The following is a 25,401-nucleotide window of genomic DNA, read 5'->3' as shown; positions in this document are numbered from 1 at the left end:
GCAGGGTGGAACGTCGGGCCAAGACTGGACGGCAGTTCTGCCGCCCGCCGGATGTCCGGCCCGGCGTCCCGTGCGAGGCAGTCGAGCGTGGGCCGGCCAATCGTCCTGCCCATAATCGCAGGCGATCCCCGCCCGACGACCCCGACCCCATGAACCAGCAAGCCCTCTCCGCCCTCATCTGGTTGGTCGCCGACCTCTTGCGCGGCGACTTCAAGCAGTCCGAATACGGCCGCGTGATCCTGCCCTTCACCGTGCTGCGCCGGCTCGACTGCGTGCTGGCGCCGACCAAGGCCGCGGCGCTCGCCGAACACCGCGACAAGGAGCAGGCCGGGCTGCTCTACCTGGCGGTGGAAAAGTTCGCCCACATCGAGCTCGGCGAGCGCGGCAAGCAGAAGGGCAAGCCCCAGCCCGACAGCGCGCTGCGCGACACCGAGAACGTGCCGCTGTTCGAGGACGTGCAGGCCTGGTTCGAGCGCAAGGTGCTGCCCCACGCCCCCGACGCCTGGATCGACCACGATAAGACCCGGATCGGCTACGAGATCCCCTTCAACCGCCACTTCTACGTTTTCGAGCCGCCGCGGCCGCTGGCGGAGATCGACGCCGACCTGAAGCGCTCGATGGACCGGATCAAGCAGATGATCGAGGGGCTGGCGGGATGAGCGAACTCGTCATCCACCGCGGCGATGCCGGCACGGTCGAGGTCAGGCTGGAAGGCGATACCGTCAGGCTGCGCCAGGAGCACTTGAGCCAGTTGTTCGGCCGGGACCGGACGGTGATCGGGCGGCACCTGCGCAACGTCTTCGCGGAAGGCGAACTCGATTGAGTCAAGGCTCCGTTGCAGCGGGAGGGTGTCTCAGTCCGGCGATGATGCTGAGGGGGTACCATCGGCCAGGAACTGCCGGTCGCCACCCGATTCGGATAGCGGCCAAACGGGCGCGGCGGTATGCTCTCTACTTATGTGGAAGATAGGCAGCCGCAGGCTACTAAGCTATCGGATGCTGCTATTGCTGCCTCTTCTCTTGCCTTGAGTGTGGTTCCTGCTTCTACAGGGTTGTCCCCTAAATAAAAATACACGGCCTTACGGTTCACTCGTGCTCTTTGCGGAAGGAATCGACGTCCCTTCGTGATGCTTGAGGCAAGAAGCAATAGGTTCTGAATAAACAGAGCCGAGCAACGAACTCCGCCACATATTTCGTTCATTCAATGCTTTAACGCCATGACCCACTGCTTTATCCAGAAACTCCTAGACAGTGAAGCCGCCGAATATCGTCGGCTAGAGGAAAGAGATAAGCATGAACGCGCGAGGTACGGAGAACTACGGTCGCTTTCGTCGCGCATCTACGGGAGAGTTGCCCCTAGTTCAACGCTCGGACGTCTCTTCCGGTATGAAAAAAACAAGACACGAAGCGCCGACATCCGCGCCATCCCGTACAATTATTCGTTCGACTGGCCGTGTCAAATAATTATGTCCGTCGCACAAGACAACGAACTCTTTGTCGCAAAGGATGATCTAGGCGACTTAAGTTCGCTTATTTTTCCATGGGATATGGCTGAGAAAATCGAGCAGGCATTCAATCTCGCGGACGCTGCAATATATGAATGGGAAAGGAGCTTAACTTTCCTCCAGCGCTGGTGGTCAGAGGGGTCTGCTCCGAATGGCAACTCGGCCGTCTATACGAATACTTACTGCCGAATAGCTGACATTTTGATGCGGTGACTGCTCGCCGTGCTGCGTCTTTGGTTCGACTACCCTCCTCGGTGGCTCGAATTAGGAAACGAAAATGAAAAACATTACCTACGAAGAACGAGCGGTTGCGTTCATCGATGTGCTCGGATTCGGCATGCTTGTTGACAAGTCCGTTCACGAATTTTCGGTACTAGAAGAACTGCAATCGCTTATTGATATGCTAGAAACTTCAATTCCTCTACTGAATAACGGTGTTTTCAGCACAGTGCCAGCACGTCTCATTCCGAAGCACACCTACGTTTCCGACTCCATCATCCTTAGCGCTCCAATCACCGACTCTGAAGTCAAGAATTACAGTGGTCTTGACATATTGATTATGCGCTGCATCCAACTTTCACATCGCTTCTTGGGCGCCGGCTATCTCCTGCGTGGAGGAATTGCCGTGGGAAATGTGTGGCACAGTGACGGCAACATCGTGGGTCCAGCATATCAAGAAGCGTATCGGTTGGAGGCCGCTGGTGAAAACCCGTGTATCGTACTTTCCGAATCAGCCAAAGAATGTTGGATCAAGGGGTTTGGGGGTGGGTCGCGCATGTGCGTTCGCGACCGTGAAACGCTGATTGTTAATGGTCTCCACGACTTCTACATCGCGGACAAATCACACGGGGGTATTGAGCGCACCTTTATGGAGTACAAGCGTATCGTGGAGGATAATCTTGTTTCTGATCTCCCCGTAGGTGCAAAAGCAAAATGGAATTGGTTTAAATCGTTCTTGGAACAAGAGCAATCAGAAGCAGCCAACTGGGTGCTTTCGCCATAGTATCGCCGAAGAGCCGTTCGAACCAATAGAACACTGCTCCGGTTTGTTGGCGTAAATTCGGGCAATCGCGTCTAAGATTAAAGGGCTACGCCCTACGCTTCAGGCATCAAGGTCCTGCCTGGTGGTCTCACTCGGTGCTTCCCGCCCCCGGGGGAGTATCTAGAATGGCGATCGGCAGCTTTCCTCAAGTCTTAACGGCAACATTGGGTCGACTGCAGTCATTCCAAGTGGACAACGAAATTCTTGAATCTGCGTACAGCGGAGGCAACGACAATGACCTCGGTTGCCGTCGAATGCGCTGATGGCGTCGGCCATCTTGAGCTGAATCGCGCCGATGCGCTGAATGCGCTGGACCTGCAGTTCTGCAAGGAAATCGACGATGCGCTCCTGGCCTTGGATGCGCGCGAAGACGTGCGGGCGATCCTCATCTCCACGTCGCTGAAGCACTTCTGTGCCGGGGCGGACATCCGGGAGATGCTGGACATGAGCGCCGAACAGGCCAGGGCGACGGGGTTTGTTGGCTGCGTTTCCGCGCCACCCCGGCTCCGGAAGCCCTTGATCGTTGCCGTGAGGGGACTGGCGGCGGGTGGCGGGTGCGAGCTGGTGGAGATGTGCGACATCGTCGTCGCCGCAGCTTCGGCGCGCTTCTGCCACCCCGAGATCACGCTGGCCGCCATGCCGGGCGCGGGCGGTACGCAGCGGCTGGCGCGGGTCGTGGGCAAGCATGTCGCGATGGATCTGCTGCTCACCGGGCGCGCGCTGAGCGCGGACGAGGCGCTTGTCGCCGGCCTGGTGTCGCGCGTGGTTCCGGATGAGGCGCTCGAAGCCGCTGCCATGTCGGTCGCCCGGCTGGTGGCGTCGTACTCGAGCCCGGTCGCCTGCAGGATCAAGGCCGCGGTCAATGGGGCGCAGGTGGGGCTCGATGCCGGCCTTGCCCTGGAGCGCGAGCTGTTCCACGCGTGTTTCTCCGAGCATGACTTTCGCGAGGGGCTTGCCGCGTTCACGGAAAAGCGGAAGCCGAGATTCGAGCATCGTTGAGGGCTTGAATGCCGGCCGCCGCAGCCGGGTGACGTGGCGGAGGTGCGGCAGATCGCTCATCGCAGCAAGAATCCACCGCCGGCGCCCCCCGCCCGCGCAGGTAAAATGCGCTTTTGCCCGCCCGCCCCCGATGCCCGCCTCCACCCCGGCCCCGCGCCGCCCCGAACTGCTCGCCCCCGCCGGCACCCTCGACATGATGCGCACCGCCTTCGCCTATGGCGCGGACGCGGTCTACGCCGGCCAGCCGCGCTATTCGCTGCGCGTGCGCAACAACCACTTCGGCCAGCTCGACACGCTCGCCGCCGGCATGGCCGAGGCCCGCGCCGCCGGCAAGCTGTTCTATCTCGTCGCCAACATCTATCCGCACAACGCCAAGCTGCGCACCTTCGAGGACGACATGGCGCCGGTGATCGCGCTGCAGCCCGACGCGCTGATCATGGCCGACCCCGGGCTGATCCTGATGGTGCGCGAGCGCTGGCCCGAGGTGCCGATCCACCTCTCGGTGCAGGCCAACACCACCAACTACGCCTCGGTGCGCTTCTGGCAGTCGGTGGGGGTCAAGCGCATCATCCTGTCGCGCGAGCTGTCGCTGGACGAGGTCGCCGAGATCCGCGATGCCTGCCCGGACATGGAGCTGGAGGTCTTCGTGCACGGTGCGCTGTGCATCGCCTACTCCGGGCGCTGCCTGCTGTCGGGCTACTTCAACCACCGCGACCCCAACCAGGGCAGCTGCACCAACTCCTGCCGCTGGGACTACAAGCTGCACGAGGCCGCCGAGGACGCCGCCGGCGACGTGCAGGCCTGCGGCGCCACGCCGATCGGCAACCCCAAGGACGCCGGCGCGGTGGGCACCGCCACCCGCAGCGCGCTCGACACCGCGCAGGGGCTGGCGCTCGGCGGCGGTCCGCGCCACCTCGGCGGCAGCAAGGTGTGGCTGCTGGAGGAGGGCACCCGCCCGGGCGAGCGGATGCCGATCGAGGAGGACGAGCACGGCACCTACATCCTCAACTCGAAGGATCTGCGCGCGATCGAGCACGTGCAGCGCCTGGTCGAGATCGGCGTCGATTCGCTCAAGATCGAGGGCCGCACCAAGAGCCCCTACTACGTCGCCCGCGCCGCCCAGGGTTACCGGCGCGCGATCGACGATGCGGTGGCAGGGCGGCCCTTCGATGTACGCCTGCTCGGCGAACTCGAGGGCCTGGCCAGCCGCGGCTACACCGACGGCTTCTATCAGCGCCACTCCACGCCCGAGCAGCAGAACTACCTGCGCGGCCATTCCGAATCCGGGCGCAGCCTGCTGGTGGGGGAGGTGGTGGGCTGGGACGCCGCACGCGGCCTGGCCGAGGTCGAGGTCAAGAACGGCTTCGGCGTTGGCGACCGGCTGGAGTTCGTACAGCCGGGCGGCAACGCCGAGGCGGTGCTGGAGCGGCTGTTCGGCGCCGATGGCGAGGCAATCCAGCGTGTGCCGGGCAGCGGCCGGCGCGTCTGGCTGGCGCTGCCGGCGGATGCGGACCCGGCGCGACCCTGCTTCATCGCGCGCTTTCTGTGAAGCGCGACCACCGCCGGCCGGGCGCGGTCGTGTGTCGCCATCAAGGCGGGCTTCAACGTGGACGCGCGGTGTTCAGGAATCCTTTAACCTGAGCCCCGCCGCGGACGACGTGCCCGCATCCCCGCTTCCCCAGCCGTACATCGAAACTCACCCCCTCCCCATGATCCTGAACATCGACCTCGTCTCCGACTTCGTCTGCCCGTGGTGCTTCCTCGGCGCCGTCCGCCTCGACCGCGCGCTCGCCGAGCTGCGCGCGACGCGCCCCGACATCGAGCCGCGCATCAACTGGCTGCCCTTCTTCCTCAACCCGGACACTCCGCCCGCGGGCGAGCCCTACCGCGCCTTCCTGGAGGGCAAGTTCGGCGGTCCGGTGAAGGCTGAGGCGGTGCTGGACCAGGTGCGCGAGGCTGCCGCCGGCGACGGGCTGCAGTACGCCTTCGAGCGCATCGCCACGCGCCCGAACACGCTCGCCGCGCACCGCCTGCTCTATCGCGCCCAGGCCCACGGCCACAAGCCGGAGCGCGTGCGCGCGCTCGCCCACGCGCTGTTCGCCGCGCACTTCCAGGAGGGGCGCGACATCGGCGACCTCGACACCCTGGCCGATCTCGCCGCCGCCTGCGGCGACCGCCGCGAACTGGTGCGCGAGTGGCTGGAGCGCGGCACCGATGCCGACAAGGTGCAGCGCATGGCCGCGGGACTGCGTCGCCAGGGCATCGAGGGCGTGCCCTTCTTCATCCTCGACCGCCGCCTCAGCCTGTCGGGCGCACAGTCCGCCGCGGTGATCGGCGCCGCGCTGCTGCAGGCGCTGGAAACCGGCAAACCGTCCTGAGGGCGGGAACGCCCGCCGCCACCGACGCGTCTGAGCAGGGACACCCTCACCGGACCCGATCGCGATGAACGCAAGCCACGAAACCCGCCACATGCTCGACGCCGCCGACCTGCGCGCGCTCGCCGAGGCGCGCGTGCTGCTCGAGCGGCCCAGCCTGGCCGCGCGCCTGAGCAGCTTCGTCGGCAGCCCGCTGGAGAAGGGCATGGCGCGCCTGCCGGCGAGCTGGCGCGAGCGCATCGGCGGGCTCGCCCACGACGCGCTGATGAAGGCGATGGACACCGCCGCGAAGACCCTGCAGCCCGCCGCCCAGCCAGCCTCTCCGCGCCTGCACAAGCTGCTCGGCTCGGTGAGCGGCGCGGGCGGCGGCGCCTTCGGGGTCGCCGGGCTGACGGTGGAGATCCCGCTGTCGACCGTGCTGATCATGCGCTCCATCCTCGACATCGCGCGTGGCGAGGGCGAGGACATCGGCAGCGCGCAGGCGAGGCTGGCCGCGCTCGAGGTGTTCGCCCTCGGCGGCAACGCGAGCAGCGACGACGCGGCCGAGGCGGGTTACTACGCCGTGCGCGCGGCCCTCGCCACCACGGTGTCGGAGGCCGCGCGCCACTTCGCCCAGAAGGGGCTGTCGAGCGAAGGCGCGCCGGCGCTGGCGCGGCTGATCACGATGGTGGCGGCGCGCTACAAGGTGCAGCTCACCCAGAAGGCCGCCGGCATGCTCGTGCCGGGCATCGGCGCCGCCGCGGGGGCGACGATCAACCTGATGTTCATGGACCACTTCCAGGCCGTCAGCCGCGGTCACTTCACCGTGCGGCGGCTGGAACGCCGCTACGGCGAGGAGGCGGTGCGCGCGGCGTGGCAGGCGGTCGGACGCCCCCACCCCGGAAACCGTAGCGGTTTCCTGTAGGAGCGACGCCAGTCGCGATTCGGCCGTACGAAGACCGCGGCGCGTGGATTGCCGCCGATCGCGACTGGCGTCGCTCCTACGAGAACCGCAGCGCCGTGCTCCGGGACGACCGCCGCCGGTGCAGCCCCGGTAGGAGCGACGCAAGTCGCGATTTGGCCGTGCGAGGACCGTGGCGCGTGGATTGCCGCCGATCGCGACTGGCGTCGCTCCTACAAAAGAACCGCAGCGCCGCGCTCCGGACAACCGCCCCCGGTGCAGTCCCGGTAGGAGCGACGCAAGTCGCGATTCGGCCGTACGAGGACCGCGGCGCGTGGATTGCGGCCGATCGCGACTGGCGTCGCTCCTACGAGAACCGCAGCGCCGAGCTCCGGGACAACCGCCGCCGGCGCAGCCCCGGTAGGAGCGACGCAAGTCGCGATTCGGGCGTGCGAGGACCGCGGCGCGTGGATTGTTGCGGCCGATTGCGACTGGCGTCGCTCCTACGAGAACCGCAGCACCGCGCTCCGGGACAACCGCCCCCGGCGCAGCCCCTGTAGGAGCGACGCAAGTCGCGATTTGGCCGTACGAGGACCGCGGCGCTCAGCCCGCCGGCGGGTAGGCTTTGACGAACTCTTCCCAGGGCAAGGGCGGGCTGAAGTGGAAGCCTTGCGCCAGGTCGCAGCCCTGGCGGCGCAGCACGTCGAGGTGGGCGGCGGTCTCGACGCCCTCGGCGACCACGCGCAGGCCCAGGCTGTGGCCGAGCGAGACGATCGCCGAAACCAGCGCCGCGTCGCGCGTGTTGCGGTCGATGCCGCGCACGAACAGGCGGTCGATCTTGAGTTCGTCGATCGGGAAGCGCTTGAGATAGGCGAGCGACGAATACCCCGTGCCGAAATCGTCGATCGCCAGGCACACGCCGAGCGCGCGCAGATGGTCGAGGCGCGCGAGCGCGCGGTCGGTGTCGTCCATCAGCATGCTTTCGGTGAGCTCCAGCGTCAGGTCGCCCGGCGTCATGCCGGTCTCGGCGAGCACGCTGCCGACCATCGCGGCGAAGCCTTCCTCGCGGAACTGGCGCGCCGAGATGTTCACCATCATGTGCAGCGGTGCGCCGCCCGCCTCGCACCAGCGCCGGTGATGCTCGCAGGCGCTGCGCAGCACCCATTCGCCGATCGGCACGATCAGGCCGGTGTCTTCGGCGAGCGGGATGAAGTCGGCCGGCGACACCAGGCCGAGGTCGGGGTGGCGCCAGCGCAGCAAGGCCTCGACCGCGACCAGTTCGCCTCCCTCGGCCTTCATCACCGGCTGGAAGTAGAGCTGCAGCTCGTCGCGCGGCAGGGCTCGGTGCAGCGCGGTCTCGAGCGCGAGGCGCTCGAGCGAGCGCGCGTTCATCGCCGGCTCGAAGAGCTGGAAGCTGTTGCGCCCCTCGTCCTTGGCGCGGTACATCGCCACGTCCGCGTGCTTGACCAGGGTGTCGGCGTCGCGCGAGTCGTCCGGGTACACGGCGACGCCCACGCTGGTCGTCACCACCAGCTCGCGGCCCTCGACATTCACCGGGCGGCGCAGCTCCGCGACCATCCTGCGCGCCATCGTCGCCGCCTCGTCGGGGCCGGACAGGTTGTTGAGCACGACGAGGAACTCGTCGCCACCCATGCGGGCGACGGTGTCGTCGTCGCGCAGGCTGGCGCGCAGGCGGGCGGCGATCTCGACCAGCAGCTTGTCGCCCACCGCGTGGCCGAGGCTGTCGTTGATGCGCTTGAAGCGGTCGAGGTCGACGAACATCACCGCCAGCCGGCAGCGCAGGCGTGCGGCGTGGGCGAGCTCGACCTGCAGGCGGTCGTCGAGGAGGCGGCGGTTGGGCAGGCCGGTGAGCGGGTCGTAATAGGCGAGGTCGCGGATGCGCGCCTCGGTCTCCTTGAGCCGGCTGATGTCGGTGAACAGCGCCGCGTAATGGGTGAGCACGCCCTCGCGGTCGCGGATCGCGGTGATGTGCAGCAGCTGCGGATACACCTCGCCGGTCTTGCGCCGGTTCCACACCTCGCCTTGCCACTGGCCGTCGCCCAGCAGGCCGTCCCACATGCGGGCGTAGAAGGCGGGGCTCTGGCGGCCGGAGTTGAGTACCGAGGGATTGAGCCCGACGACCTCTTCCGGCGCATATCCGGTCATGCGCGTGAAGGCGGGGTTCACCGAGAGGATGCGCGCGTGCGCGTCGGTGACCATCACCCCTTCGAGCGAGCTCTCGATCACCTTCTCGGCCAGGTAGAGGTCGCGCTGCGAGGCGCTCAGCGCGAGGTCGCGCGCGCGCAGGGCGTCGTGCAGCTCATGCACGTACGCCAGCTCCATGCCGCTGAGGATGTCCTTGAAGCTGACCAGGTCGACCAGTTCGCCTTCGGCGTCGAGCACGCCGATGTGGCGGATGTGGCGCTCGGCGAGCAGCATGCGCACGCGGTAAAGGCTGTCGTCGGCGCGGCAGGTGACGAGCGGCCGGCTGGCGAGCTCGCCGAGCGCGCGGTCGGCCGTGCGCTGCGCCACCAGCCGGGTGACGTCGCGCTCGGTGAGGATGCCGTAGCGCCCCGCGGGCGCGGAGGCGTCCGCCGCGCCGTAATCCACCACGACCGCGTCCACCCCGCCCTCGCGCATGCGCCGCGTCGCCTCGCCCAGCCCCGCCGCCGCGGGCAGCGCATGCAGGCCGCCCTTGACCAGCGCATCCACCCGACGCAGCTTGAGGTAGTGCTCGATGCCCTGGTTCAGCACCACGTCGGTCTGCGACACGATGCCCACGCGCCGGCCGGTCTCGTCCTCGACCACGTAGTGGCGCACGTGCTCCTCGCGGAAGCGCACGGTCAGCTCGTGCAGCGGCGTCGCCGTCGACACCACGCGCACAGGCGAGCTCATCACGGCGCGTACCGGCAGGGCGAAGGTCGTGGGGTCGTCGAAATCCACCCGCAACGCGTCGCGCTCGGTCCAGATGCCCACCACACGGTCGTCCTCGACCACCAGGATCGAGCTCACCCGGCGCTCGCTCATGCGCCGCGCGGCCTCGTGCAGGGGCTCGTCCGGGGCGCACTCGAGCAGGTTGCGGCCGATGATCTCGCCGACGCGGGTCTCGTCGTTGCCGGGCATGGAGAAGGCCTCCTCGCTCAGGAGGCGGTCGGATTCAGGACGGTTCATGGGGGACTCGGCACAGGCTTTAGATTCTGTATAACGGCTCCAGCCGACTGAAACCTGAGGCGGCTGCGCACATTGTCGCACCCGTGGCCCTGCAGGCGGACCCCGGCTAACCCGCAGGGAGGCCTTCACCCTGCGGTAACACGCCCGGCGCATGCTGGCCGAATGATCCGCGTGCTGATGGTCTCCGACGTCTTCTTTCCGCGTGTGAACGGCGTGTCCACGTCGATCGCGACCTTTCGCCGCGCGCTTGCCGCGCAGGGCGTCGAGGTGCGCCTGATCGCGCCGCGCTACGCCGGCGAGGCCGAGGAGCCCGGCATCGTGCGCGTCGCGGGGCGCCGCCTGCCGCTCGACCCCGAGGACCGCCTGGTCGATGCGCGCGCGATGCATGCCGCCGCCCTGCGCGAGGCCGCCGTCTGCGACCTGGTACACATCCAGACCCCCTTCCTCGCCCATCGTGCCGGACTGCGCGCCGCGCGCGCCCAGGACAGGCCGGTACTGCTGACCTATCACACCTTCTTCGAGGAATACCTCCACCACTACCTGCCCTTCCTGCCCGCGGGCGTGCTGCGCGGGCTGGCGCGGCGGGTGTCGCGCACGCAGTGCAATGCGGTGGATGCGGTGGTGGTGCCCTCGACCGCGATGCACGAGCGCCTCGCCGGCTACGGCGTGCGCAGCCCGATGGAGGTCCTGCCCACCGGCATCCCGCTGCAGGACTTCGCCGCCGGCGACGGTCCGCACTTCCGCCGCCTCTACGACATCCCGGAAGATGCGCCGATGGCGCTCTACATCGGCCGCGTCGCGCACGAGAAGAACATCGGCTTCCTGCTCGAGGTCGCCACCCGGCTGAAGGCGCGCCGCCCCGACTTCGTCCTCGTGGTCGCCGGCGAGGGCCCGGCGAACGCCCGCCTGCAGCGCCAGGCGCTCGCCGCCGGGTTGGGCAGCACCGTGCGCTTCGTCGGTTATCTCGAGCGCCGTCGCCGCCTGCCCGACTGCTACGCCGCCGCCGACGTGTTCGTGTTCGCCTCGCGCACCGAGACGCAGGGCCTGGTGCTGCTCGAGGCGATGGCCGCCGGGCTGCCGGTGGTCGCGCTGTCCGCGATGGGCACCACCGACATCCTGCGCCCCGAGCGCGGCGCACGCATCGCGCCCGACCATCCCGACGGCTTCGCCGCCGTGGTCGACGTCGTGCTCGCCGACCCCCGCCTGCGTCGGCGCCTCGCCGCCGAGGCGCGGGGCTACGCCGCGGAGTGGGCCGACGGCGTGATGGCCGGGCGGCTCGCCGCGCTCTACCGCAGGCTGCTCGCCGCGCCGCAGTCTGTGCCGCCGGTGCACGCGTCGCAGGTCGTCTCCACCCGCTGAGACGCTTGGCAGGCGGTCCGGGCTTGCGCGCGTCCGTGCCTGCGCACAAGATGCGCCGATCGGACACGGAGCTGCCCATGAACACCACCACGCTCACGATCACCGGCATGCGCGACGAGGAGTGCCTGCGCCTGGTGACCAATGCCATCCAGGACCTGCCCGGCATCGGCTGGCTGGAGATCTCGCTCGCGACCGGCGCGGCCACCATCGAGCACGGCGCCTTCGTCGCCGAGGCCGACATCCATCAGGCCATCGAGGACGCCGGCTTCGGCGTGCGCTGAACACGGCGGGCACGGGAACCCGCGCGCCCGCGCACGCTCGAAGAGCGACCCCATCCGCCGGTTCGCCCCCTCTTGACGCCCACCCTCCGCAGCTTTCCCGGCGGCCTCGCCTTTGTCGACATCGAGACCACCGGCGGCCCCGCCCAACGCGAATCCATCACCGAGATCGGCATCGTCCAGGTGGATGAGGACGGCGTGCGCGAGTGGTCGACGCTGGTGCGTCCCGCGTCGCGCATCCCCGAGACCATCCAGCGCCTCACCGGCATCGACGACGACATGGTCGCCGACGCGCCGCGCTTCGAGGACATCGCCGACGAGGTCTTCGACCGCCTCGACGGCCGCCTCTTCGTCGCCCACAACGCACGCTTCGACCACGGCCACCTGCGCGCCGCCTTCCGCCGCGCCGGGCTCGACATGCGGCCGCAGGTGCTGTGCACCGTCAAGCTGTCGCGCCGGCTGTTCCCCGACCACCGCCGCCACGGTCTCGACCACCTCATCGAGCGCCACGGCCTGGCGGTGGCCGACCGCCACCGTGCGCTCGGCGACGCCCGGCTGCTGTGGCAGTTCTGGCAGAAGATCCACGAACGCTTTCCGCCCGGTCACATCGATGCCGCGGTGCGCGAACTCATCGGCCACCCCAGCCTGCCCCCCCACCTCGACCCCGAGCAGATCGCCGACCTGCCCGACACGCCGGGGGTGTATCTGTTCTACGGCGAGCGCGGGGGCGAGAGCAGCCAGCCTGGGGGCGCCGATGAAGCCGACGCCGAAGCCGAGGCCGATCCGCTCGGACCCGGCAGGGCGCGCACCGGCGCGCGCGACCGCAAGCGCCACGCGCCGCTGCAGGACTTGCCGCTCTACATCGGCAAGAGCACGCGCCTGCGCACCCGGGTGCTGTCGCACTTCGCCGCCGACCACAGCAGCGACCGCGAGCTCAGCCTCTCCCAGCAGGTGCGCCGCATCGAATGGATCGCGACCGCCGGCGAGGTCGGCGCGCTGCTGAAGGAAGCCGAACTGGTCAAGCGCCTGCAGCCCACCCACAACCGCCAGCTGCGCCGCAACCGCGAGCTGTGCACCTGGCGGCTCGCCACCGACATCGTCGGCGACTGGCGGCTGGAGCTGGTGCATGCGGCCGACCTCGACTTCGGCCGCCGCGACGACCTCTACGGTTTCTTCCGCACCCGCCGCGAGGCCACCAACCGGTTGCGCGCGCTCGCCCGCGACCACGCCCTGTGCCCGCCGCTGCTCGGCCTGGAGAAACCCCCGCAAGGTGCGCGCTGCTTCGACTTCCAGTTGAAGCGCTGCCGTGGCGCCTGCCACGGCGGCGAATCCCCCCAGGCCCACGCCCTGCGCCTGATCGAGGCCCTGCACGCGCTGAAGGTCGAGCACTGGACCTGGCCCGGCCCGGTCGGCCTGCGCGAGGGCGAGGCCATCCACGTCGTCGACGGCTGGCGCTGGCTCGGCACCGCCACCGACGAAGCCATGCTCGCCGACCTGCTGGAGGCCGGCCGCCCGGCCTTCGACCACGACGTCTACAAGATCCTGGTCAAGGCGGTGAGGCGGCTGCCGGTGGTGCAGCTCTGAGGCGCAGCCATGCCCCCCGGGGGGCGGGGCACGAGTCGGGCGCAGCCGGCGCAGTTCCCGACGCGTCGCGGTCTTGTCCGGGACGGATCCCGAGGCGTGGCGGTCCTTGCCGGCGCAGCATCCGGGATGCAAGGCGGATTTTGTAGGAGCGACGCAAGTCGCGATGGCAACGTCTGATCACCCGCCGACGCTCGTCGCAGCCGGGTGGCCGTCATCGCGACTCGCGTCGCTCCCACGGAAAACCGGCGCAGCCGGCGACGAGTGCGGTTTCGGATACGCCAGCCAGCCCGTTCCCGCGGCCGCAATCCGGCCGCGCCGGAGGTGGATGCCTCGCCGCGCGTACCGCCGGGCGCCGAACCGCGCAAGCGCTGCCCGAGTCTGCGACAATCCTGGTCGGTGCGCCTGGTTCGAGGTGCCGCAACCCCCCCCACAGCCCCCGTGGACCACGATGGACCCGACCACCCCCTACGACATGATCGGCGGCGAACCCGTACTCGCCCGCCTGTGCGACCGCTTCTACGGCCTCATGGCCGAAACCCCGCAGTTCGCCGAGCTGCGCGCGCTGCACCCCGAAGACCTGCAGGGTTCCCGGGACAAGCTCTTCATGTTCCTCTCCGGCTGGCTGGGCGGGCCGGACCTATTCGTGCAGCAGTTCGGCCACCCGCGGCTGCGCGCCCGCCACATGCCGTTCGCGATCGGCACCCGCGAGCGCGACCAGTGGGTCGCCTGCATGCTGCTGGCGATGGAGGAGGCGGGAATCGCCGAGCCGATGCGCGAGCGCCTGCTGCAGAGCTTCTTCAAGACCGCCGACTTCATGCGCAACCAGCCGGGCTGAAGCCGCCCGCGGCCGCCCGGCGCGCCCGGCCGCTCCCGGTCCTGGCGCGCCGACGATCACCGCCGCCCACCCGTACCTTATCCGGAGCCGAATTGACCACGCCCCACCCCTCCCACTCCGACGCCGTCCGGGGTCTGCTCGCCGCACTCGCCGTGGTGGTGTTCTGGTCCGGCTTCAACCTCGTGTCGCGCTTCGGCGCCACCACCAGCTTCAGCCCCTTCGACATCGCCGCGATGCGCTACGGCGTCTCCGGCACGATCGCGCTGCCCTTCTTCCTGCGCTTCGTGCCGATGCGCGACTGGCCGCGCCATGCCGTGCTCGCCTGCGTCGGCGGGCTGGCCTACGGGCTGTGCGTGTATTGGGGCTTCGCCTTCGCGCCGAGCGCGCACGCGGGGGTTTTCGTGAACGGCGGCATCCCGTTCTGGACCATCGTGATCATGGCGGTGACGAGCGGCTTCCGCATCGCCCGCCCGACCGTGGTCGCCCTGCTGCTCTCGACCGCCGGCCTGCTGCTGATCGGCTTCGAGAGCCTGCTCGCCCCGGCGCAGGGGAGCGCCTGGATCGGCGACCTGCTCTTCCTCGCCGCCGCACTGGCGTGGGCGATCTTCGGCCTGCTGATGCGGCGCTGGCAGGTCAAGCCGCAGTTCGGCATCCTCGGCATCGCGAGCTTCTCGGCGCTGGTCTTCATGCCGATCTACCTGCTCTGGCTGCCCTCCGGCATCGGCGCCGCGAGCTGGGGCGAGATCGCGCTGCAGTGCGTGTACCAGGGCGTGATCGCCTCCATGCTCGCCGCCGGCTTCTACAGCTACGCGGTGCAGAAGGTCGGCGCCGGCGAAGCCTCGATGATGCTGGCGCTGGTGCCCGCGTTTACCGCGATCGGCGCCTATCTGATCCTGGATGAGGCCCTCGGCACGACCACCATCGTCGGCATCGTGGTGGTGTCGGCCGGGGCCCTGCTCGGCGCGCTGCCGCCAGCGGCGCTGGCCCGCGTGCGCGGCTCGGGCTCGGCCCACAGCGCGCGATAGGCGCCGTCCGCGTCGTACATCGCCGCCTGCCGGTCCGGATCGAAGCGCCGCCCGCCACGCGGATCGGTGCCGCGGCCGGCGATGTAGAGCCAGTTGCCCTGGTTGCTATACACGTCGTAATCGACCAGCTGCGCCTCGAACCACGCCGCGCCGGCACGCCAGTCACAGCCGAGGTCGTGGATCAGGTAGCTGGCGACGATCTGGCGCATGCGGTTCGACAGCCAGCCGGTGGCCGCGAGCTCGCGCATGCCGGCGTCGATGAAGGGATGGCCGGTGCCGCCCACGCGCCAGGCCGCGAACGCAACGGCGTCGTGCGCGGGCTGCGCTGCGCCTTCGTTCAGCCCGCGCGCCCGGTACAGACGGCGGCCGTGCTGCAGATGCAGGAGGCGGAAGTAGTCGCGCCACAGCAGCTCGAACCACAGCCAGTAGCTTCCGTCGCTCGGCCCCTGCTCGATCTCGTGGCGGCGCAGCGCGGCCAAGGCCACCCGCGCCGACAAGGCGCCCTGCGCCAGCCAGGGCGAGAACTTGCTGGAGAAGTCGACGCCGCTCAGCCCGTTGCGCGTCGCCTTGTAGTGCCGCGGCCGATCGCCGGCGAAATAGCGTGCCAGATGCGCGAGCGCCGCACGCTCGCCCCCGGCGAATGCCGGCTGCCACCACGGAAACGAGGCCTGTTCGCCGATTTCCACGGTGAGCGCATCGGCGGCCCCGCAGGAGCCCCCGTAGGAGCGACGCAAGTCGCGATTCCCCGGTTCCGCACGCTCCACTCCCGGCGAGCGCCCGGCGCGGAGATCGCGACTTGCGTCGCTCCTGCGGGGCCGTCGATCGAGCGGTGGCCACGGCGGCAGGGTCCGCGGCGCCGGCAGGGGCGCGGGCGGCTGCAGGCCGGCGGACTCCACTGCCTGGCGAAAGGCGGTGAACACCTTGGGCAGGCGCGCCGCCGCGAAAGGCAGCGCCGCGGGGTCGAGCAGGGTGGACTGCCATATCGCCTTCACCTTCAGCCCGGCGGCGCGTAGCGCGGCGAGTTCGTCCTCCTCCTCGGGTGCCGCGATCGCCTCGCACACCACCACGGCCGCCCCCACGGCTTCCGCGAGCGCCGGCAGCACCGCGCGCGGCGCGCCGTTCAGCTGCAGCAGCGCGCTGCCGCGCGCCCGCAGGGCCGCATCCAGGTCGCCCAGCGCCGCCTCCAGGAAGGCGCGCCGATGCGGCCCGCGGCGCACGAAGCCCCAGCGCGTCGGTGCATCGGCGGAGGGGTCGTGGCAATAAACCGGAAGCAGGCGCCCGGCGGACGCACAGGCCTCCACCAGCGCGAGGTTGTCACCCACGCGCAGATCGTTGCGAAACCAGAAGATCACCACGTCCGAAAGCATCGACACCCACCCGCAAAGCCCTCGAGGCCCGCCTGTTCTCAGCGGCCTGCCGCAAAAAGTCGTCGTTCAGCGCCCCGGCTTGCCATGCTCCCGCCGGCAGCGCTCCGAGCAAAAGCGCACCTCGTCCCACACGCGCTCCCACTTCTTCCGCCACGCGAACGGCCGCCCACACCCCGCGCATGGCTTCGTCGGCAGATCCCCCTTGCGCCGCATCCGCATCGCCTTGCCCCCTCAAAACCCCAGGTCCAGCTGTCCCGACGCCGACCCCGCCGCCGTCTTGCGCCGCCCCTGCGGCGGCTTGCGCGAGCCGTGGCGCTCGACGATGGCCGCCTTCGCCGCGCGCACCTCGGGCTGGGCGCGCAGTGCGTGGATGCGCGTCTTGGCGGCGCGCGTGGCGGTCTCCAGATCGACCACCGGCAACGCGATGTCCTCGCCGACGCGCGCGCCGCAGCGCGCCTGTACCGACTCCGGCATGCGCCAGGGCTCGAACAGCCAGGTGTCCGGCACCCGCCGCAGTGCCGGCAGCCAGCGCCGCACGAACACGCCCTGCGGGTCGTGGTCGCGCGCCTGCTTGATCGGGTTGTACACCCGGGTGGTGTTGATGCCGGTGGTGCCGGACTGCATCTGCAGCTGGCTCCAGTGGATGCCGGGCTCGTAGTCGAGGAAGGCGCGCGCCAGCCACAGGCCGACCTCGCGCCAGTGCAGCCAGAGCGGGTAGGCCGCCACCGACACCAGCATCGCGCGCATGCGGAAGTTGAGCCAGCCGGTCGCGCGCAGCATCGCCACGCAGGCGTCGACCAGTGGCCAGCCGGTGCGCCCGCCCACCAGCGCGTCGAAATGCGCCCGGTTCCATTCCGGCTCGCGCAGGCCGTCGTAGCCGCGGTGCAGGTTGCGAAACTCCAGCGTCGGCTCGCTCTCCAGCTTCTGGATGAAGTGGCAGTGCCAGTACAGGCGGCTGAGGAAGGCCGCCAGGCCGGCGCGGCGGCGGTCGCCCTCGGGCAGCGCGGCGACGCGCGCGCGGGTGGCCTGCACCAGTTCGCGCAGGCTCAGGCAGCCCCAGGCCAGGTAGGGCGACAGCCGCGAGCACGCGGTGGGTGCCTTCAGCGGCGAGGAGATGCCGCCGCGGTATTGCCCGCTGCGCGCGTCGAGGAAGTCGTGCAGCACCTCCAGCGCCGCGTGCCGCCCGCCACGCTGGCGCCGGGGCGGCTCGAAGGCGTCGAGCCCGAGGGCCACGGCCGTCGGCGCACGCACGGCGGCGATCGCGCCGCGATCCGGCCAGGTCGCGCCGGCGCCCGGCTGCAGGGCAGCGGGTAACGCAACGAAGCGCAGCCGCGAGGGCTCGGGCAGCTCGACCTGCGGCGCGGCGACCTGCGCCTCCCACGCTGCCTGCCAGCGGTCGCGGTCGTCGAGCCGGCGCACCACGCCGAACTGCGCCGGCTCGTGCCAGCGCACGCCGCGCGCCCGGCACCAGCGCGCCACTGCGCGGTCGCGCGCGTAGCTCGCGGCGTTGCCGGTCTCCTCGTGCGAATGCAGGGTGTCGAAGGGCGCTGCGGCGTGCAGGCGATCGAGCACCGCGACGGCCTCGCCCACCAGCAGGTGCAGGCGACCGCCGACGCGGGCCAGCCCGGCGTGCAGCTCGCGTGCGCTTTCGAGCATGAACTCGTAGTGCTGGCGCGCGGCGTCGGGCTGCGCCCACAGCGACGGCTCGACGATCAGCACGCACAGCACCGGCCCGCGCCGCGCGGCCGTGGCCAAGGCGGCGTGATCGGCGAGGCGCAGGTCGCGCTTGAACCAGACCAGGCCGTAGCTCACGGCGTGCTCCTGCGCGTGCGTGCGCGAGCGGGACGCGTCGCGGGCGCGGTCATGCTCGACCCCGGCAGCGCATTCATGCGCGCACGCTCAGCCCGCCGCGAGGCCGTCGAGCACCCGGCGCGCGAGCGCGCGCCCGCTCAGCCAGGCGCCCTCCACGCGGCCGCCGTTGGCCCAGTCGCCGCACAGGCCCAAGGCCTGCGCGGCATCCCAGGCGCAGCCGCCGTCGAGCGCGGATTCGGTGATCGCGTAGCGCCAGCGGTGCGCCGCCCATCCCAGCGGCATGCGCCCGCCGAGTTCCTCGAAGGCGCCGACCAGCGCCACGGCGACGCGCTCGGGCGCATCCTCGATGTGCGCCTCGCTCCACTCCGCGCTCGCGTGCAGCGACCAGGTCTCCAGCCCGTCCCGCCCCGGCTTGGAGCGGTCGCGCGCGACCCAGCGCAGCGGCCCGCGATTGACGAAGGCGGCGTCGAAATCCACCGCCAGGGGGGCATCGAAGCGCGCCATCAGCGCCCAGCAGGCCTGCATCCGCGCCGCCTGCGCCGTCGCGGCGAGCGCCGGCGACAAGGGCAGCAGCAGCGGCACCGCCTGCGGCGAGGGCACCGCGAGCAGCACGCCGTCGAAGGCCTCGGGCAGCATCCCGCGCTCGGCGGTGGCGATCTCCCAGCCGTGCGGGTAGCGCTGCAGCGCACTCACCGTCAGCTGCACGCGCAGGTCCAGGCCTCGCGCCAGGTGGCGGGCGGGCGCGGTCATGCGCGGCGTGCCGACGAAGCGCGCCTCCTCGCCGTGCACGCCGCGGCGGCCGTCGCTGTCGAAGACGGTGAGGCGCGCCGGCCACGGCGCCGCCACCCCCGCCGCCTGCCAGGCCGCGAGTTCCTCGATGAAGTCCGGGTGGCGCGCGGTGAAGTATTGCGCGCCGTGGTCGCAGGCCCAGCCCTCGCCGCGGCGGGTGCTGGTGCGCCCGCCCGGGCCGCGACTCTTGTCGAGGACAGTGACGCGGACTCCGGAGTCGGCGAGGCTGCGCGCGCAGGCCAGGCCGGCAATCCCGGCGCCGATGATTGCAACGTGTGGATTGGCGTTCATGGGCGATCCGGGAGGAAGGGGGGAGTTGGACACGACCTTGAATATACTCTTTTTGTCCTGGACAAAATAGGATTGGCTTCATAAGATGAACTCAAGCGCGGGGCGTGCATGGCCAAGTCGCGCAAGCCGAATCCGAGCCTCCGTTGGCGGCGCAGGGCCGGCCACGACGCCCACCCCGGACTCCGCTCTGTCCCTCCGCCCCCAAGCCTGCCCTTCCTCCTCCCCCGCGAGCCGCGACCATGAACGTCCTGCTTCCCGACTCCGTCCGCCGCACCGCCAACCGGCTCGGCTACGCCGGCCTGATCCCCTTCGTGGTGCTCGCCCCCGCCAGCCTGCTCGACGCCCATCATGGCATCACCTGGAGCGACGCGCTGTTCGCCTACGGCGCCGTGATCCTCAGTTTCGTGTGCGCGCTGCACTGGGGCTTCGCGATGGCGCTGCCCGGGTTGGACGAACGTACTCGCGTGCGCAGCCTGCTGTGGAGCGTGGTGCCCTCGCAGATTGCCTGGCCGGCGCTGCTGCTGGTGCCGTCGGACGCCGCGGTTCTGCTGGTGCTCGGCTTCGTCTTGCACTACGTGCAGGACCGCCGTCTGGCGCGCGTGGCCGGTCTGCCCGAGTGGTATCTGCCGCTGCGCCTGCGCCTCACCACCGTCGCCTGCATCGCGCTGATCAGCGGCGCCTTCGTGCAATGGCCGTACTGAAGTCTGCACTTGCCCACCCGAGCCCGGCCCGAATCTCCACCGAGGAGCACGCCATGAACACCGCCGCCAGCGCCATCGACCCGAGCATTCCCGTCGCGGATGCCGCGCGCAGCGTCGTGGTACCGGGCGGCCGCCTGTCCCGTCTTGCCCGCCTGGGCAGTCTCGCCACCGGGGTGGCGGGCGGCATGCTCGCCGAGGGTGCGCGCCAGCTCGCCGCCGGCAAACGACCCAAGGTGAGCGAGCTGGTGCTCACCCCGGCCAACGCCCGCCGCGTCGCCGAACAGCTCGCGCAGCTGCGCGGTGCGGCGATGAAGGTCGGCCAGCTGATGTCGATGGACGCCGGCAGCCTGCTGCCGCCCGAACTCGCCGACATCCTCGCCCGCCTGCGCGAGGACGCGCGCACGATGCCGATGAGCCAGGTGGTCGAGGTGCTGGAGACGCACTGGGGCAAGGGCTGGGAGCAGGGCTTCGAGCGCTTTTCCTTCACCCCGTGCGCGGCGGCCTCGATCGGCCAGGTGCATCGCGCGCGCACCCGCGATGGCGAGGAGCTGGCGATCAAGCTGCAATATCCCGGCGTGCGGCGCAGCATCGACAGCGACGTGGACAACGTCGCCACCCTGCTGCGCGTCTCCGGGCTGCTGCCCAAGGCGCTCGATCTCGCGCCGCTGCTCGCCGAGGCCAAGCGCCAGCTCCACGAGGAGGCCGACTACCGTCGCGAGGCCGAGAGCCTGCACCGCTTCGGCGGCCTGCTCGGCGATGCGGAACACTTCGTGCTGCCGCGCGCGGTCGATGCGCTCACCCGCAGCGACATCCTGGCGATGAGCTGGGTGGAGGGCGTGGCGGTGGAGACGCTCGCCGACCCGCAGGCGGCCGACCAGGCGCTGCGCGACCGCGTGGCGAGCCTCTTGATCGGCCTGCTGTTCCGCGAGCTGTTCGAGTTCCGCCTCATCCAGACCGACCCCAACTTCGCCAACTACCGCTTCGACGCCGCCAGCGGCCGTGTGGTCCTGCTCGACTTCGGCGCCACCCGGCCCTACGCCGAGCCGGTGGTCGAGGCCTACCGCCGCCTGATGGCGGGCTCGGTGCGTGGCGACCGCGTCACGATGGGCGAGGCGGCGCAGGCGATCGGCTACTTCCAGGACAATATCCATGCCCATCAGCGCGATGCGGTGATCGACCTCTTCGAGATCGCTTGCGAGCCGGTGCGCCACCCCGGCGCCTACGATTTCGGTACCAGCGACCTGCCGCTGCGCCTGCGCGATGCCGGGCTGAAGCTGAGCATGGAGCGCGACTTCTGGCACACCCCGCCCGCCGATGCGCTCTTCCTGCACCGCAAGCTCGGCGGCCTGTACCTGCTCGCGGCGCGGCTGCGCGCGCGCGTGGACGTGGCGGCGCTGGCGGCGCCTTGGCTGGGCTGACGAGGCGCCGGCGCCCCGCGGCCCGCGCCGCGCAACCATTTCCCCGTGCGCAGGGTCTCAAGGCCTGAAACCAGCCAATCCGCGCGGGGAGGGCGTCATGAGGGACATCCTGATCGTCGGCGCGGGCAAGATCGGCACGGTGATCGCCGATCTGCTCGCCGGGAGCGGAGACTATGCGGTGACGGTCGCGGATCGCGACCCCGCCGCGGTCGAGCGCGTGGGGGCAGAGCTCGCGCGCGTGCAGGCCTGCGCGCTGGACGTCGCCGATGCCGATGCGCTCGCCGCGGAGCTGGAAGGGCGCTGGGCGGTGATCGACGCCGGGCCCTTCGACATCGGCATGCGCATCGCCGCGGCCGCGGTGGCGCAGCGGGTGCATTACCTCAACCTCACCGAGGACGTCGCCAGCACGCGCCGGGTGCGCGAGCTGGCGAACGGCGCGCACAGTGCGCTGATCCCGCAATGCGGGCTGGCGCCGGGCTTCATCTCCATCGTCGCCCACGACCTCGCCGCGCGCTTCGACGAGCTGCGCGACGTGCGCATGCGCGTCGGTGCACTGCCCAAGTACCCCTCCAACGGCCTCAAGTACAACCTGACCTGGAGCACCGACGGCCTCATCAACGAGTACCTCAACCCCTGCGAGGCGATCGTCGACGGGGTGCGCCGCGAGATGCCGGCGCTCGAGGAGCTCGAGCACTTCTCGCTCGACGGCGACGACTACGAGGCCTTCAACACCTCGGGCGGGCTGGGTACGCTGTGCGACACGCTCGAGGGCCGGGTGCGCAACCTCAACTACCGCACCGTGCGCTACCGCGGCCACCGCGACGTGATGAAGCTGCTGCTGCACGATCTGCGCCTGGGCGAGCGGCGCGCGCTGCTCAAGGACATCCTGGAGTCGGCGATCCCGGTGACCATGCAGGACGTGGTGCTGGTCTTCGTCACCGTCAGTGGCCGGCGCGAGGGCCTGCTGATGCAGGAGACCTTCGCGCGCAAGCTCTATGCGGCCGAGGTCAACGGCCGCCTGCGCAGCGCGATCCAGCTCACCACCGCGAGCGCGCTGTGCGCGGTGCTCGACCTGCTCGCCGCCGGCCGCCTGCCGCAGGCGGGCTTCGTGCGCCAGGAGGACGTGGATTTCTGCGACTTCGTCACCAACCGCTTCGGCCGCCACTTCCTGACCGACAGCGAGGAGGTGCGCTGCGCCGCCAGCGGCGTCCTCGCCGGGCCGGCCTCCGGCATGTGACTCCGAGGAGGACCCCAGCATGTTGAGCAACGCCCGCTTCCTTCCCCTCGGCCTCGACGCCCCCCGCCTGCGCGAAGGTGCGCTGGCGGTGCATAGCCCGATCGACGGCAGCCTGCTCGCGCGCCTCGCGCCGCAGGATGGCGCCACCACCGATGCCGCGATCGCGCGCAGCGTGGCGGCCTTCGAGGCCTGGCGCCGCGTGCCGGCGCCGCGCCGTGGCGAGCTGGTGCGCCGCTTGGCGCAGGCGCTGCGCGAGCACAAGGCCCTGCTCGCCGAACTGGTCACCCTCGAGTGCGGCAAGATCCGCAGCGAGGGCGAAGGCGAGGTGCAGGAGATGATCGACATCTGCGACTTCGCGGTCGGCCTGTCGCGCCAGCTGCACGGCCTGACCATCGCCTCCGAGCGCCCCGGCCATGCCTTGCGCGAGAGCTGGCACCCGCTCGGCCCGGTGGCGATCGTCACCGCCTTCAACTTCCCGGTCGCGGTGTGGGCGTGGAACGCGGCGATCGCGCTGGTGTGCGGCGACTCCCTGCTGTGGAAGCCCTCCGAGCGCACCCCGCTGTGCGCGCTCGCCTGCCAGCGCCTGCTCGAACAGGCGGCGGCGGGCATGGAGGAGGTGCCGCGCGGGCTGTCGGCGGTGATCGTGGGCGGCGCCGAGCGCGCCGTGCAGCTCGCCGACGACCGCCGCGTGGCGCTGCTCTCGGCCACCGGCAGCTGCGCGATGGGGCGGGCGCTGGCGCCGCGGGTGGCGCAGCGGCTCGGGCGCAGCCTGCTCGAGCTCGGCGGCAACAACGCGGTGATCGTGGCGCCGAGCGCCGACCTCGAGCTCGCGCTGCGCGCCATCGTGTTCGGCGCGGTCGGCACCGCCGGCCAGCGCTGCACCAGCACCCGCCGGCTGTTCGTGCACGCGGCCGTGCGCGAGCAACTGCTCGAACGCCTGCGCGCGGTGTTTGCCGGCTTGGTGGTGGGCGATCCGCGTGCGGCCGACACCCTGGTCGGGCCGCTGATCGGGGGCGAGGCCTTCACCCGCATGCAGGCAGCGCTCGCCGCGGCGCGCGCGGCGGGGGCGCGCATCGATGGTGGCGAGCGCGTGCTCGCCGAGCGTTTCCCCGCGGCCTGGTACGTGCGTCCGGCCCTGGTCGAGCATCCGCCCTCCGTGACGAACAGCATGGAGGAGGTCTTCGCGCCGCTGCTGAACTGCTTCGAGTACGCGGAGCTGGAGGATGCGATCGCGCGCCAGAACGCGGTGCCGCAGGGCCTGTCGTCGGCGATCTTCACCACCGACCTGCGCGAGGCCGAGCGCTTCCTCTCCACCACCGGCAGCGACTGCGGCATCGCCAACGTCAATGCGGGCACCAGTGGCGCCGAGATCGGCGGCGCCTTCGGCGGCGAGAAGGACAGCGGCGGCGGGCGCGAGGCGGGTGCCGATGCCTGGCGCGCCTACATGCGCAGGATGACCGCGACGATCAACTACTCCGACGCGCTGCCGCTGGCGCAGGGGGTGCGTTTCGAGCCGGCCGGCTGACGTCCGGCCGCGCGTGGAAGAAGCGGTGATCGCGACTTGCGTCGCTCCTACAGGAGGGCGGCACGGTTTCCCGCCGGGGCTCGGGGGCGGGTGTGGGCGCGACGCAAATCGCGATCGGGCCGTGCCGTTACGGCGGCGCGGACTTGGGGCGCCGTGATCGCGACTTGCGTCGCTCCTACAGGAGGGCGGCACGGTATCCCGCCGGGGCTCGGGGGCGGGTGTGGGAGCGACGCAAGTCGCGATCGGGCGGTGCCGGACGGCGGCACGGATTTGGGGCGCCGTGATCGCGACTTGCGTCGCTCCTACAGGAGGGCGGCACGGTTTCCCGCCGGGGCTCGGGGGCGGGCGTGGGAGCGACGCAAGTCGCGATCGGGCCGTGCCGGGACGGGGGGGCGCGGATTGGGGCACCGTGATCGCGACTTGCGTCGCTCCTACAGGAGGGCGGCACGGCTTCCCGCCGGGGCTCGGGGGCGGGCGTGGGAGCGACGCAAGTCGCGATCGGGCGGTGCCGGTACGGCGGCGCGGATTTGGGGCGCCGTGGTCGCGACGCGCGTCGCTCCCGTATGGCGATGGGTGGTCTCTCGGGTGTTCCCCGCCTATGCGCTCAGTCCGGGATGGCCGCGCCGTCGGCCACCACGACCGCGAACAGGTCCGCGAGCGCGGTGAGCGCGGCGACCTGCAGGGCGGCGGCCGCGAGCACGCTGCCGTCGGGCGCGGGCAGGGCGCGGGTGGCCGTGGCCGCGGCGGGCACGGCGACCGCGTAGCCGAGGTTGAAGGCGCCGCGCGCGGTGGAGTTGATGCACATGTGGGTCATGAAGCCGACCACGACCAGGTTCTTGACCCCCGCGGCCTTCAGGTGCGCGTCGAGCTCGGTGCCGACGAAGGAGTTCGGGTAGTGCTTGACCACCACCGCCTCGCCGGCCACCGGCGCCACCTTGTCGGCGATCGCGCCGCATTCGGCGCTCGGGTCGAAGGGCGAGCCGGGGCCGGAGTCGTGCTGGATGTGCACCACCGGGATCTTCAGCGCGCGCGCGCGCGCCAGCAGGCGGGCGCATTCGTCCAGGGCCGGCTCCACGCCTTCGAGCTGCATCACGCCGCCGCGGTAAGTGTTCTGGGCGTCGACGATGACGAGCGCCGACTCGGACAGGCGGGCCGGGGTAGCGGGCAGACCGGAAAGCTGACGAAGGGGGATGGATGCGGTGCTCATGG

Annotated in this window: 21 protein-coding genes and 1 pseudogene; 16 read left to right on the top strand and 6 right to left on the bottom strand. The window is 70.5% G+C overall.

Annotation, left to right across the window (positions count from 1 at the left end):
* Positions 1 to 149: 149 nt before the first annotated feature.
* From ACZ5PP_RS11465 to ACZ5PP_RS11435, 7 genes are all read left to right on the top strand, one after another.
* A complete protein-coding gene (locus tag ACZ5PP_RS11465; RefSeq protein WP_464826046.1) occupies positions 150 to 659 on the top strand; it encodes a type I restriction-modification system subunit M N-terminal domain-containing protein in 510 nt (169 codons plus the stop codon).
* Positions 656 to 823: a death-on-curing protein gene (locus ACZ5PP_RS11460; protein WP_464826045.1), complete on the top strand. Its 168-nt coding sequence runs from the start codon at positions 656 to 658 to the stop codon at positions 821 to 823. Before ACZ5PP_RS11465 ends, ACZ5PP_RS11460 begins: the two co-directional genes overlap by 4 nt.
* A gap of 958 nt (positions 824 to 1,781) precedes the next feature.
* Positions 1,782 to 2,507 carry a hypothetical protein gene (locus ACZ5PP_RS11455; protein WP_464826044.1) on the top strand — a complete coding sequence of 242 codons (726 nt, stop codon included), beginning with the start codon at positions 1,782 to 1,784 and terminating at the stop codon, positions 2,505 to 2,507.
* Between the two features lie 273 nt (positions 2,508 to 2,780).
* Positions 2,781 to 3,545 carry an enoyl-CoA hydratase-related protein gene (locus ACZ5PP_RS11450; protein ID WP_138861052.1) on the top strand — a complete coding sequence of 255 codons (765 nt, stop codon included), beginning with the start codon at positions 2,781 to 2,783 and terminating at the stop codon, positions 3,543 to 3,545.
* A gap of 130 nt (positions 3,546 to 3,675) precedes the next feature.
* Positions 3,676 to 5,094, top strand: a complete 1,419-nt coding sequence (gene trhP, locus ACZ5PP_RS11445; RefSeq protein ID WP_464826043.1) for a prephenate-dependent tRNA uridine(34) hydroxylase TrhP — start codon at positions 3,676 to 3,678, stop codon at positions 5,092 to 5,094.
* A gap of 160 nt (positions 5,095 to 5,254) precedes the next feature.
* Entirely contained in the window at positions 5,255 to 5,923 is a 669-nt protein-coding gene (locus ACZ5PP_RS11440; protein WP_012586254.1) for a DsbA family oxidoreductase, read from the top strand.
* A gap of 64 nt (positions 5,924 to 5,987) precedes the next feature.
* Complete coding sequence (locus tag ACZ5PP_RS11435; protein ID WP_004316752.1) at positions 5,988 to 6,824, top strand: EcsC family protein; 837 nt, start codon at positions 5,988 to 5,990, stop codon at positions 6,822 to 6,824.
* A 579-nt stretch (positions 6,825 to 7,403) separates the two neighbouring features.
* On the opposite strand, the gene ACZ5PP_RS11430 is transcribed toward ACZ5PP_RS11435, so the two are convergent.
* Positions 7,404 to 9,971: an EAL domain-containing protein gene (locus ACZ5PP_RS11430; RefSeq protein ID WP_276662968.1), complete on the bottom strand. Its 2,568-nt coding sequence runs from the start codon at positions 9,969 to 9,971 to the stop codon at positions 7,404 to 7,406.
* A gap of 162 nt (positions 9,972 to 10,133) precedes the next feature.
* Here ACZ5PP_RS11430 and ACZ5PP_RS11425 point away from each other — a divergent pair, with 162 nt between their 5' ends.
* The 5 genes and pseudogenes from ACZ5PP_RS11425 to ACZ5PP_RS11405 all read left to right on the top strand — a co-directional run.
* The gene (locus ACZ5PP_RS11425; protein ID WP_012586252.1) at positions 10,134 to 11,330 is read left to right on the top strand and encodes a glycosyltransferase; all 1,197 of its coding nucleotides are present in this window, start codon (positions 10,134 to 10,136) and stop codon (positions 11,328 to 11,330) included.
* A 77-nt stretch (positions 11,331 to 11,407) separates the two neighbouring features.
* Positions 11,408 to 11,611, top strand: a complete 204-nt coding sequence (locus tag ACZ5PP_RS11420) for a heavy-metal-associated domain-containing protein (RefSeq protein WP_004316756.1) — start codon at positions 11,408 to 11,410, stop codon at positions 11,609 to 11,611.
* Positions 11,612 to 11,683: 72 nt separating this feature from the next.
* Positions 11,684 to 13,192, top strand: a complete 1,509-nt coding sequence (locus ACZ5PP_RS11415; protein WP_464826042.1) for an exonuclease domain-containing protein — start codon at positions 11,684 to 11,686, stop codon at positions 13,190 to 13,192.
* A gap of 448 nt (positions 13,193 to 13,640) precedes the next feature.
* Positions 13,641 to 14,027, top strand: coding sequence for a group II truncated hemoglobin (locus ACZ5PP_RS11410; RefSeq protein WP_043744734.1), 387 nt, complete (start codon positions 13,641 to 13,643; stop codon positions 14,025 to 14,027).
* Positions 13,910 to 14,926 (top strand): annotated as a pseudogene (locus ACZ5PP_RS11405) (DMT family transporter); the annotation flags it as partial. The gene ACZ5PP_RS11410 and the pseudogene ACZ5PP_RS11405, both read left to right, overlap by 118 nt.
* Here the strand turns inward: ACZ5PP_RS11405 and ACZ5PP_RS11400 are convergent.
* The 4 genes from ACZ5PP_RS11400 to ACZ5PP_RS11385 form a co-directional block, all read right to left on the bottom strand.
* Positions 14,911 to 16,419, bottom strand: a complete 1,509-nt coding sequence (locus ACZ5PP_RS11400) for a DASH family cryptochrome (protein ID WP_082047800.1) — start codon at positions 16,417 to 16,419, stop codon at positions 14,911 to 14,913. The pseudogene ACZ5PP_RS11405 and the gene ACZ5PP_RS11400 overlap by 16 nt on opposite strands.
* Before the next feature lie 66 nt (positions 16,420 to 16,485).
* Positions 16,486 to 16,632, bottom strand: a complete 147-nt coding sequence (locus ACZ5PP_RS11395) for a DUF2256 domain-containing protein (RefSeq protein WP_169316034.1) — start codon at positions 16,630 to 16,632, stop codon at positions 16,486 to 16,488.
* An 18-nt stretch (positions 16,633 to 16,650) separates the two neighbouring features.
* A complete protein-coding gene (locus tag ACZ5PP_RS11390) occupies positions 16,651 to 18,231 on the bottom strand; it encodes a cryptochrome/deoxyribodipyrimidine photo-lyase family protein (protein WP_043744740.1) in 1,581 nt (526 codons plus the stop codon).
* Between the two features lie 87 nt (positions 18,232 to 18,318).
* The gene (locus tag ACZ5PP_RS11385; RefSeq protein ID WP_043744742.1) at positions 18,319 to 19,311 is read right to left on the bottom strand and encodes an NAD(P)/FAD-dependent oxidoreductase; all 993 of its coding nucleotides are present in this window, start codon (positions 19,309 to 19,311) and stop codon (positions 18,319 to 18,321) included.
* A gap of 239 nt (positions 19,312 to 19,550) precedes the next feature.
* Between ACZ5PP_RS11385 and ACZ5PP_RS11380 the strand changes: the two genes are divergently transcribed.
* From ACZ5PP_RS11380 to amaB, 4 genes are all read left to right on the top strand, one after another.
* On the top strand, positions 19,551 to 20,012 hold the full coding sequence (locus ACZ5PP_RS11380) for a DUF3429 domain-containing protein (RefSeq protein WP_043744745.1): 462 nt from the start codon (positions 19,551 to 19,553) through the stop codon (positions 20,010 to 20,012).
* A 53-nt stretch (positions 20,013 to 20,065) separates the two neighbouring features.
* Positions 20,066 to 21,430, top strand: a complete 1,365-nt coding sequence (locus ACZ5PP_RS11375; RefSeq protein WP_043744751.1) for an ABC1 kinase family protein — start codon at positions 20,066 to 20,068, stop codon at positions 21,428 to 21,430.
* A gap of 97 nt (positions 21,431 to 21,527) precedes the next feature.
* Positions 21,528 to 22,667, top strand: a complete 1,140-nt coding sequence (locus ACZ5PP_RS11370) for a saccharopine dehydrogenase family protein (protein WP_043744753.1) — start codon at positions 21,528 to 21,530, stop codon at positions 22,665 to 22,667.
* A gap of 19 nt (positions 22,668 to 22,686) precedes the next feature.
* A complete protein-coding gene (amaB, locus tag ACZ5PP_RS11365) occupies positions 22,687 to 24,192 on the top strand; it encodes an L-piperidine-6-carboxylate dehydrogenase (protein ID WP_043744755.1) in 1,506 nt (501 codons plus the stop codon).
* Between the two features lie 604 nt (positions 24,193 to 24,796).
* Here the strand turns inward: amaB and ACZ5PP_RS11360 are convergent.
* Entirely contained in the window at positions 24,797 to 25,399 is a 603-nt protein-coding gene (locus tag ACZ5PP_RS11360) for a cysteine hydrolase family protein (protein WP_273424608.1), read from the bottom strand.
* Between the last annotated feature and the right edge of the window lie 2 nt (positions 25,400 to 25,401).

Source organism: Thauera sp. DNT-1, assembly GCF_055393985.1.
The sequence above is the reverse complement of the archived record's forward strand: the minus strand, read 5'-3'. Positions and strand labels throughout refer to the sequence as shown.

Bases quoted from the DNA above. Each gene is read 5' to 3' on its own strand.
- ACZ5PP_RS11465 (WP_464826046.1), top strand. From the start codon at position 150: ATGAACCAGCAAGCCCTCTCCGCCCTCATCTGGTTGGTCGCCGACCTC.
- ACZ5PP_RS11460 (WP_464826045.1), top strand. From the start codon at position 656: ATGAGCGAACTCGTCATCCACCGCGGCGATGCCGGCACGGTCGAGGTC.
- ACZ5PP_RS11455 (WP_464826044.1), top strand. From the start codon at position 1,782: ATGAAAAACATTACCTACGAAGAACGAGCGGTTGCGTTCATCGATGTG.
- ACZ5PP_RS11450 (WP_138861052.1), top strand. From the start codon at position 2,781: ATGACCTCGGTTGCCGTCGAATGCGCTGATGGCGTCGGCCATCTTGAG.
- trhP (WP_464826043.1), top strand. From the start codon at position 3,676: ATGCCCGCCTCCACCCCGGCCCCGCGCCGCCCCGAACTGCTCGCCCCC.
- ACZ5PP_RS11440 (WP_012586254.1), top strand. From the start codon at position 5,255: ATGATCCTGAACATCGACCTCGTCTCCGACTTCGTCTGCCCGTGGTGC.
- ACZ5PP_RS11435 (WP_004316752.1), top strand. From the start codon at position 5,988: ATGAACGCAAGCCACGAAACCCGCCACATGCTCGACGCCGCCGACCTG.
- ACZ5PP_RS11430 (WP_276662968.1), bottom strand. From the start codon at position 9,971: ATGAACCGTCCTGAATCCGACCGCCTCCTGAGCGAGGAGGCCTTCTCC.
- ACZ5PP_RS11425 (WP_012586252.1), top strand. From the start codon at position 10,134: ATGATCCGCGTGCTGATGGTCTCCGACGTCTTCTTTCCGCGTGTGAAC.
- ACZ5PP_RS11420 (WP_004316756.1), top strand. From the start codon at position 11,408: ATGAACACCACCACGCTCACGATCACCGGCATGCGCGACGAGGAGTGC.
- ACZ5PP_RS11410 (WP_043744734.1), top strand. From the start codon at position 13,641: ATGGACCCGACCACCCCCTACGACATGATCGGCGGCGAACCCGTACTC.
- ACZ5PP_RS11400 (WP_082047800.1), bottom strand. From the start codon at position 16,419: ATGCTTTCGGACGTGGTGATCTTCTGGTTTCGCAACGATCTGCGCGTG.
- ACZ5PP_RS11395 (WP_169316034.1), bottom strand. From the start codon at position 16,632: ATGCGGCGCAAGGGGGATCTGCCGACGAAGCCATGCGCGGGGTGTGGG.
- ACZ5PP_RS11385 (WP_043744742.1), bottom strand. From the start codon at position 19,311: ATGAACGCCAATCCACACGTTGCAATCATCGGCGCCGGGATTGCCGGC.
- ACZ5PP_RS11380 (WP_043744745.1), top strand. From the start codon at position 19,551: ATGAACGTCCTGCTTCCCGACTCCGTCCGCCGCACCGCCAACCGGCTC.
- ACZ5PP_RS11375 (WP_043744751.1), top strand. From the start codon at position 20,066: ATGAACACCGCCGCCAGCGCCATCGACCCGAGCATTCCCGTCGCGGAT.
- ACZ5PP_RS11370 (WP_043744753.1), top strand. From the start codon at position 21,528: ATGAGGGACATCCTGATCGTCGGCGCGGGCAAGATCGGCACGGTGATC.
- amaB (WP_043744755.1), top strand. From the start codon at position 22,687: ATGTTGAGCAACGCCCGCTTCCTTCCCCTCGGCCTCGACGCCCCCCGC.
- ACZ5PP_RS11360 (WP_273424608.1), bottom strand. From the start codon at position 25,399: ATGAGCACCGCATCCATCCCCCTTCGTCAGCTTTCCGGTCTGCCCGCT.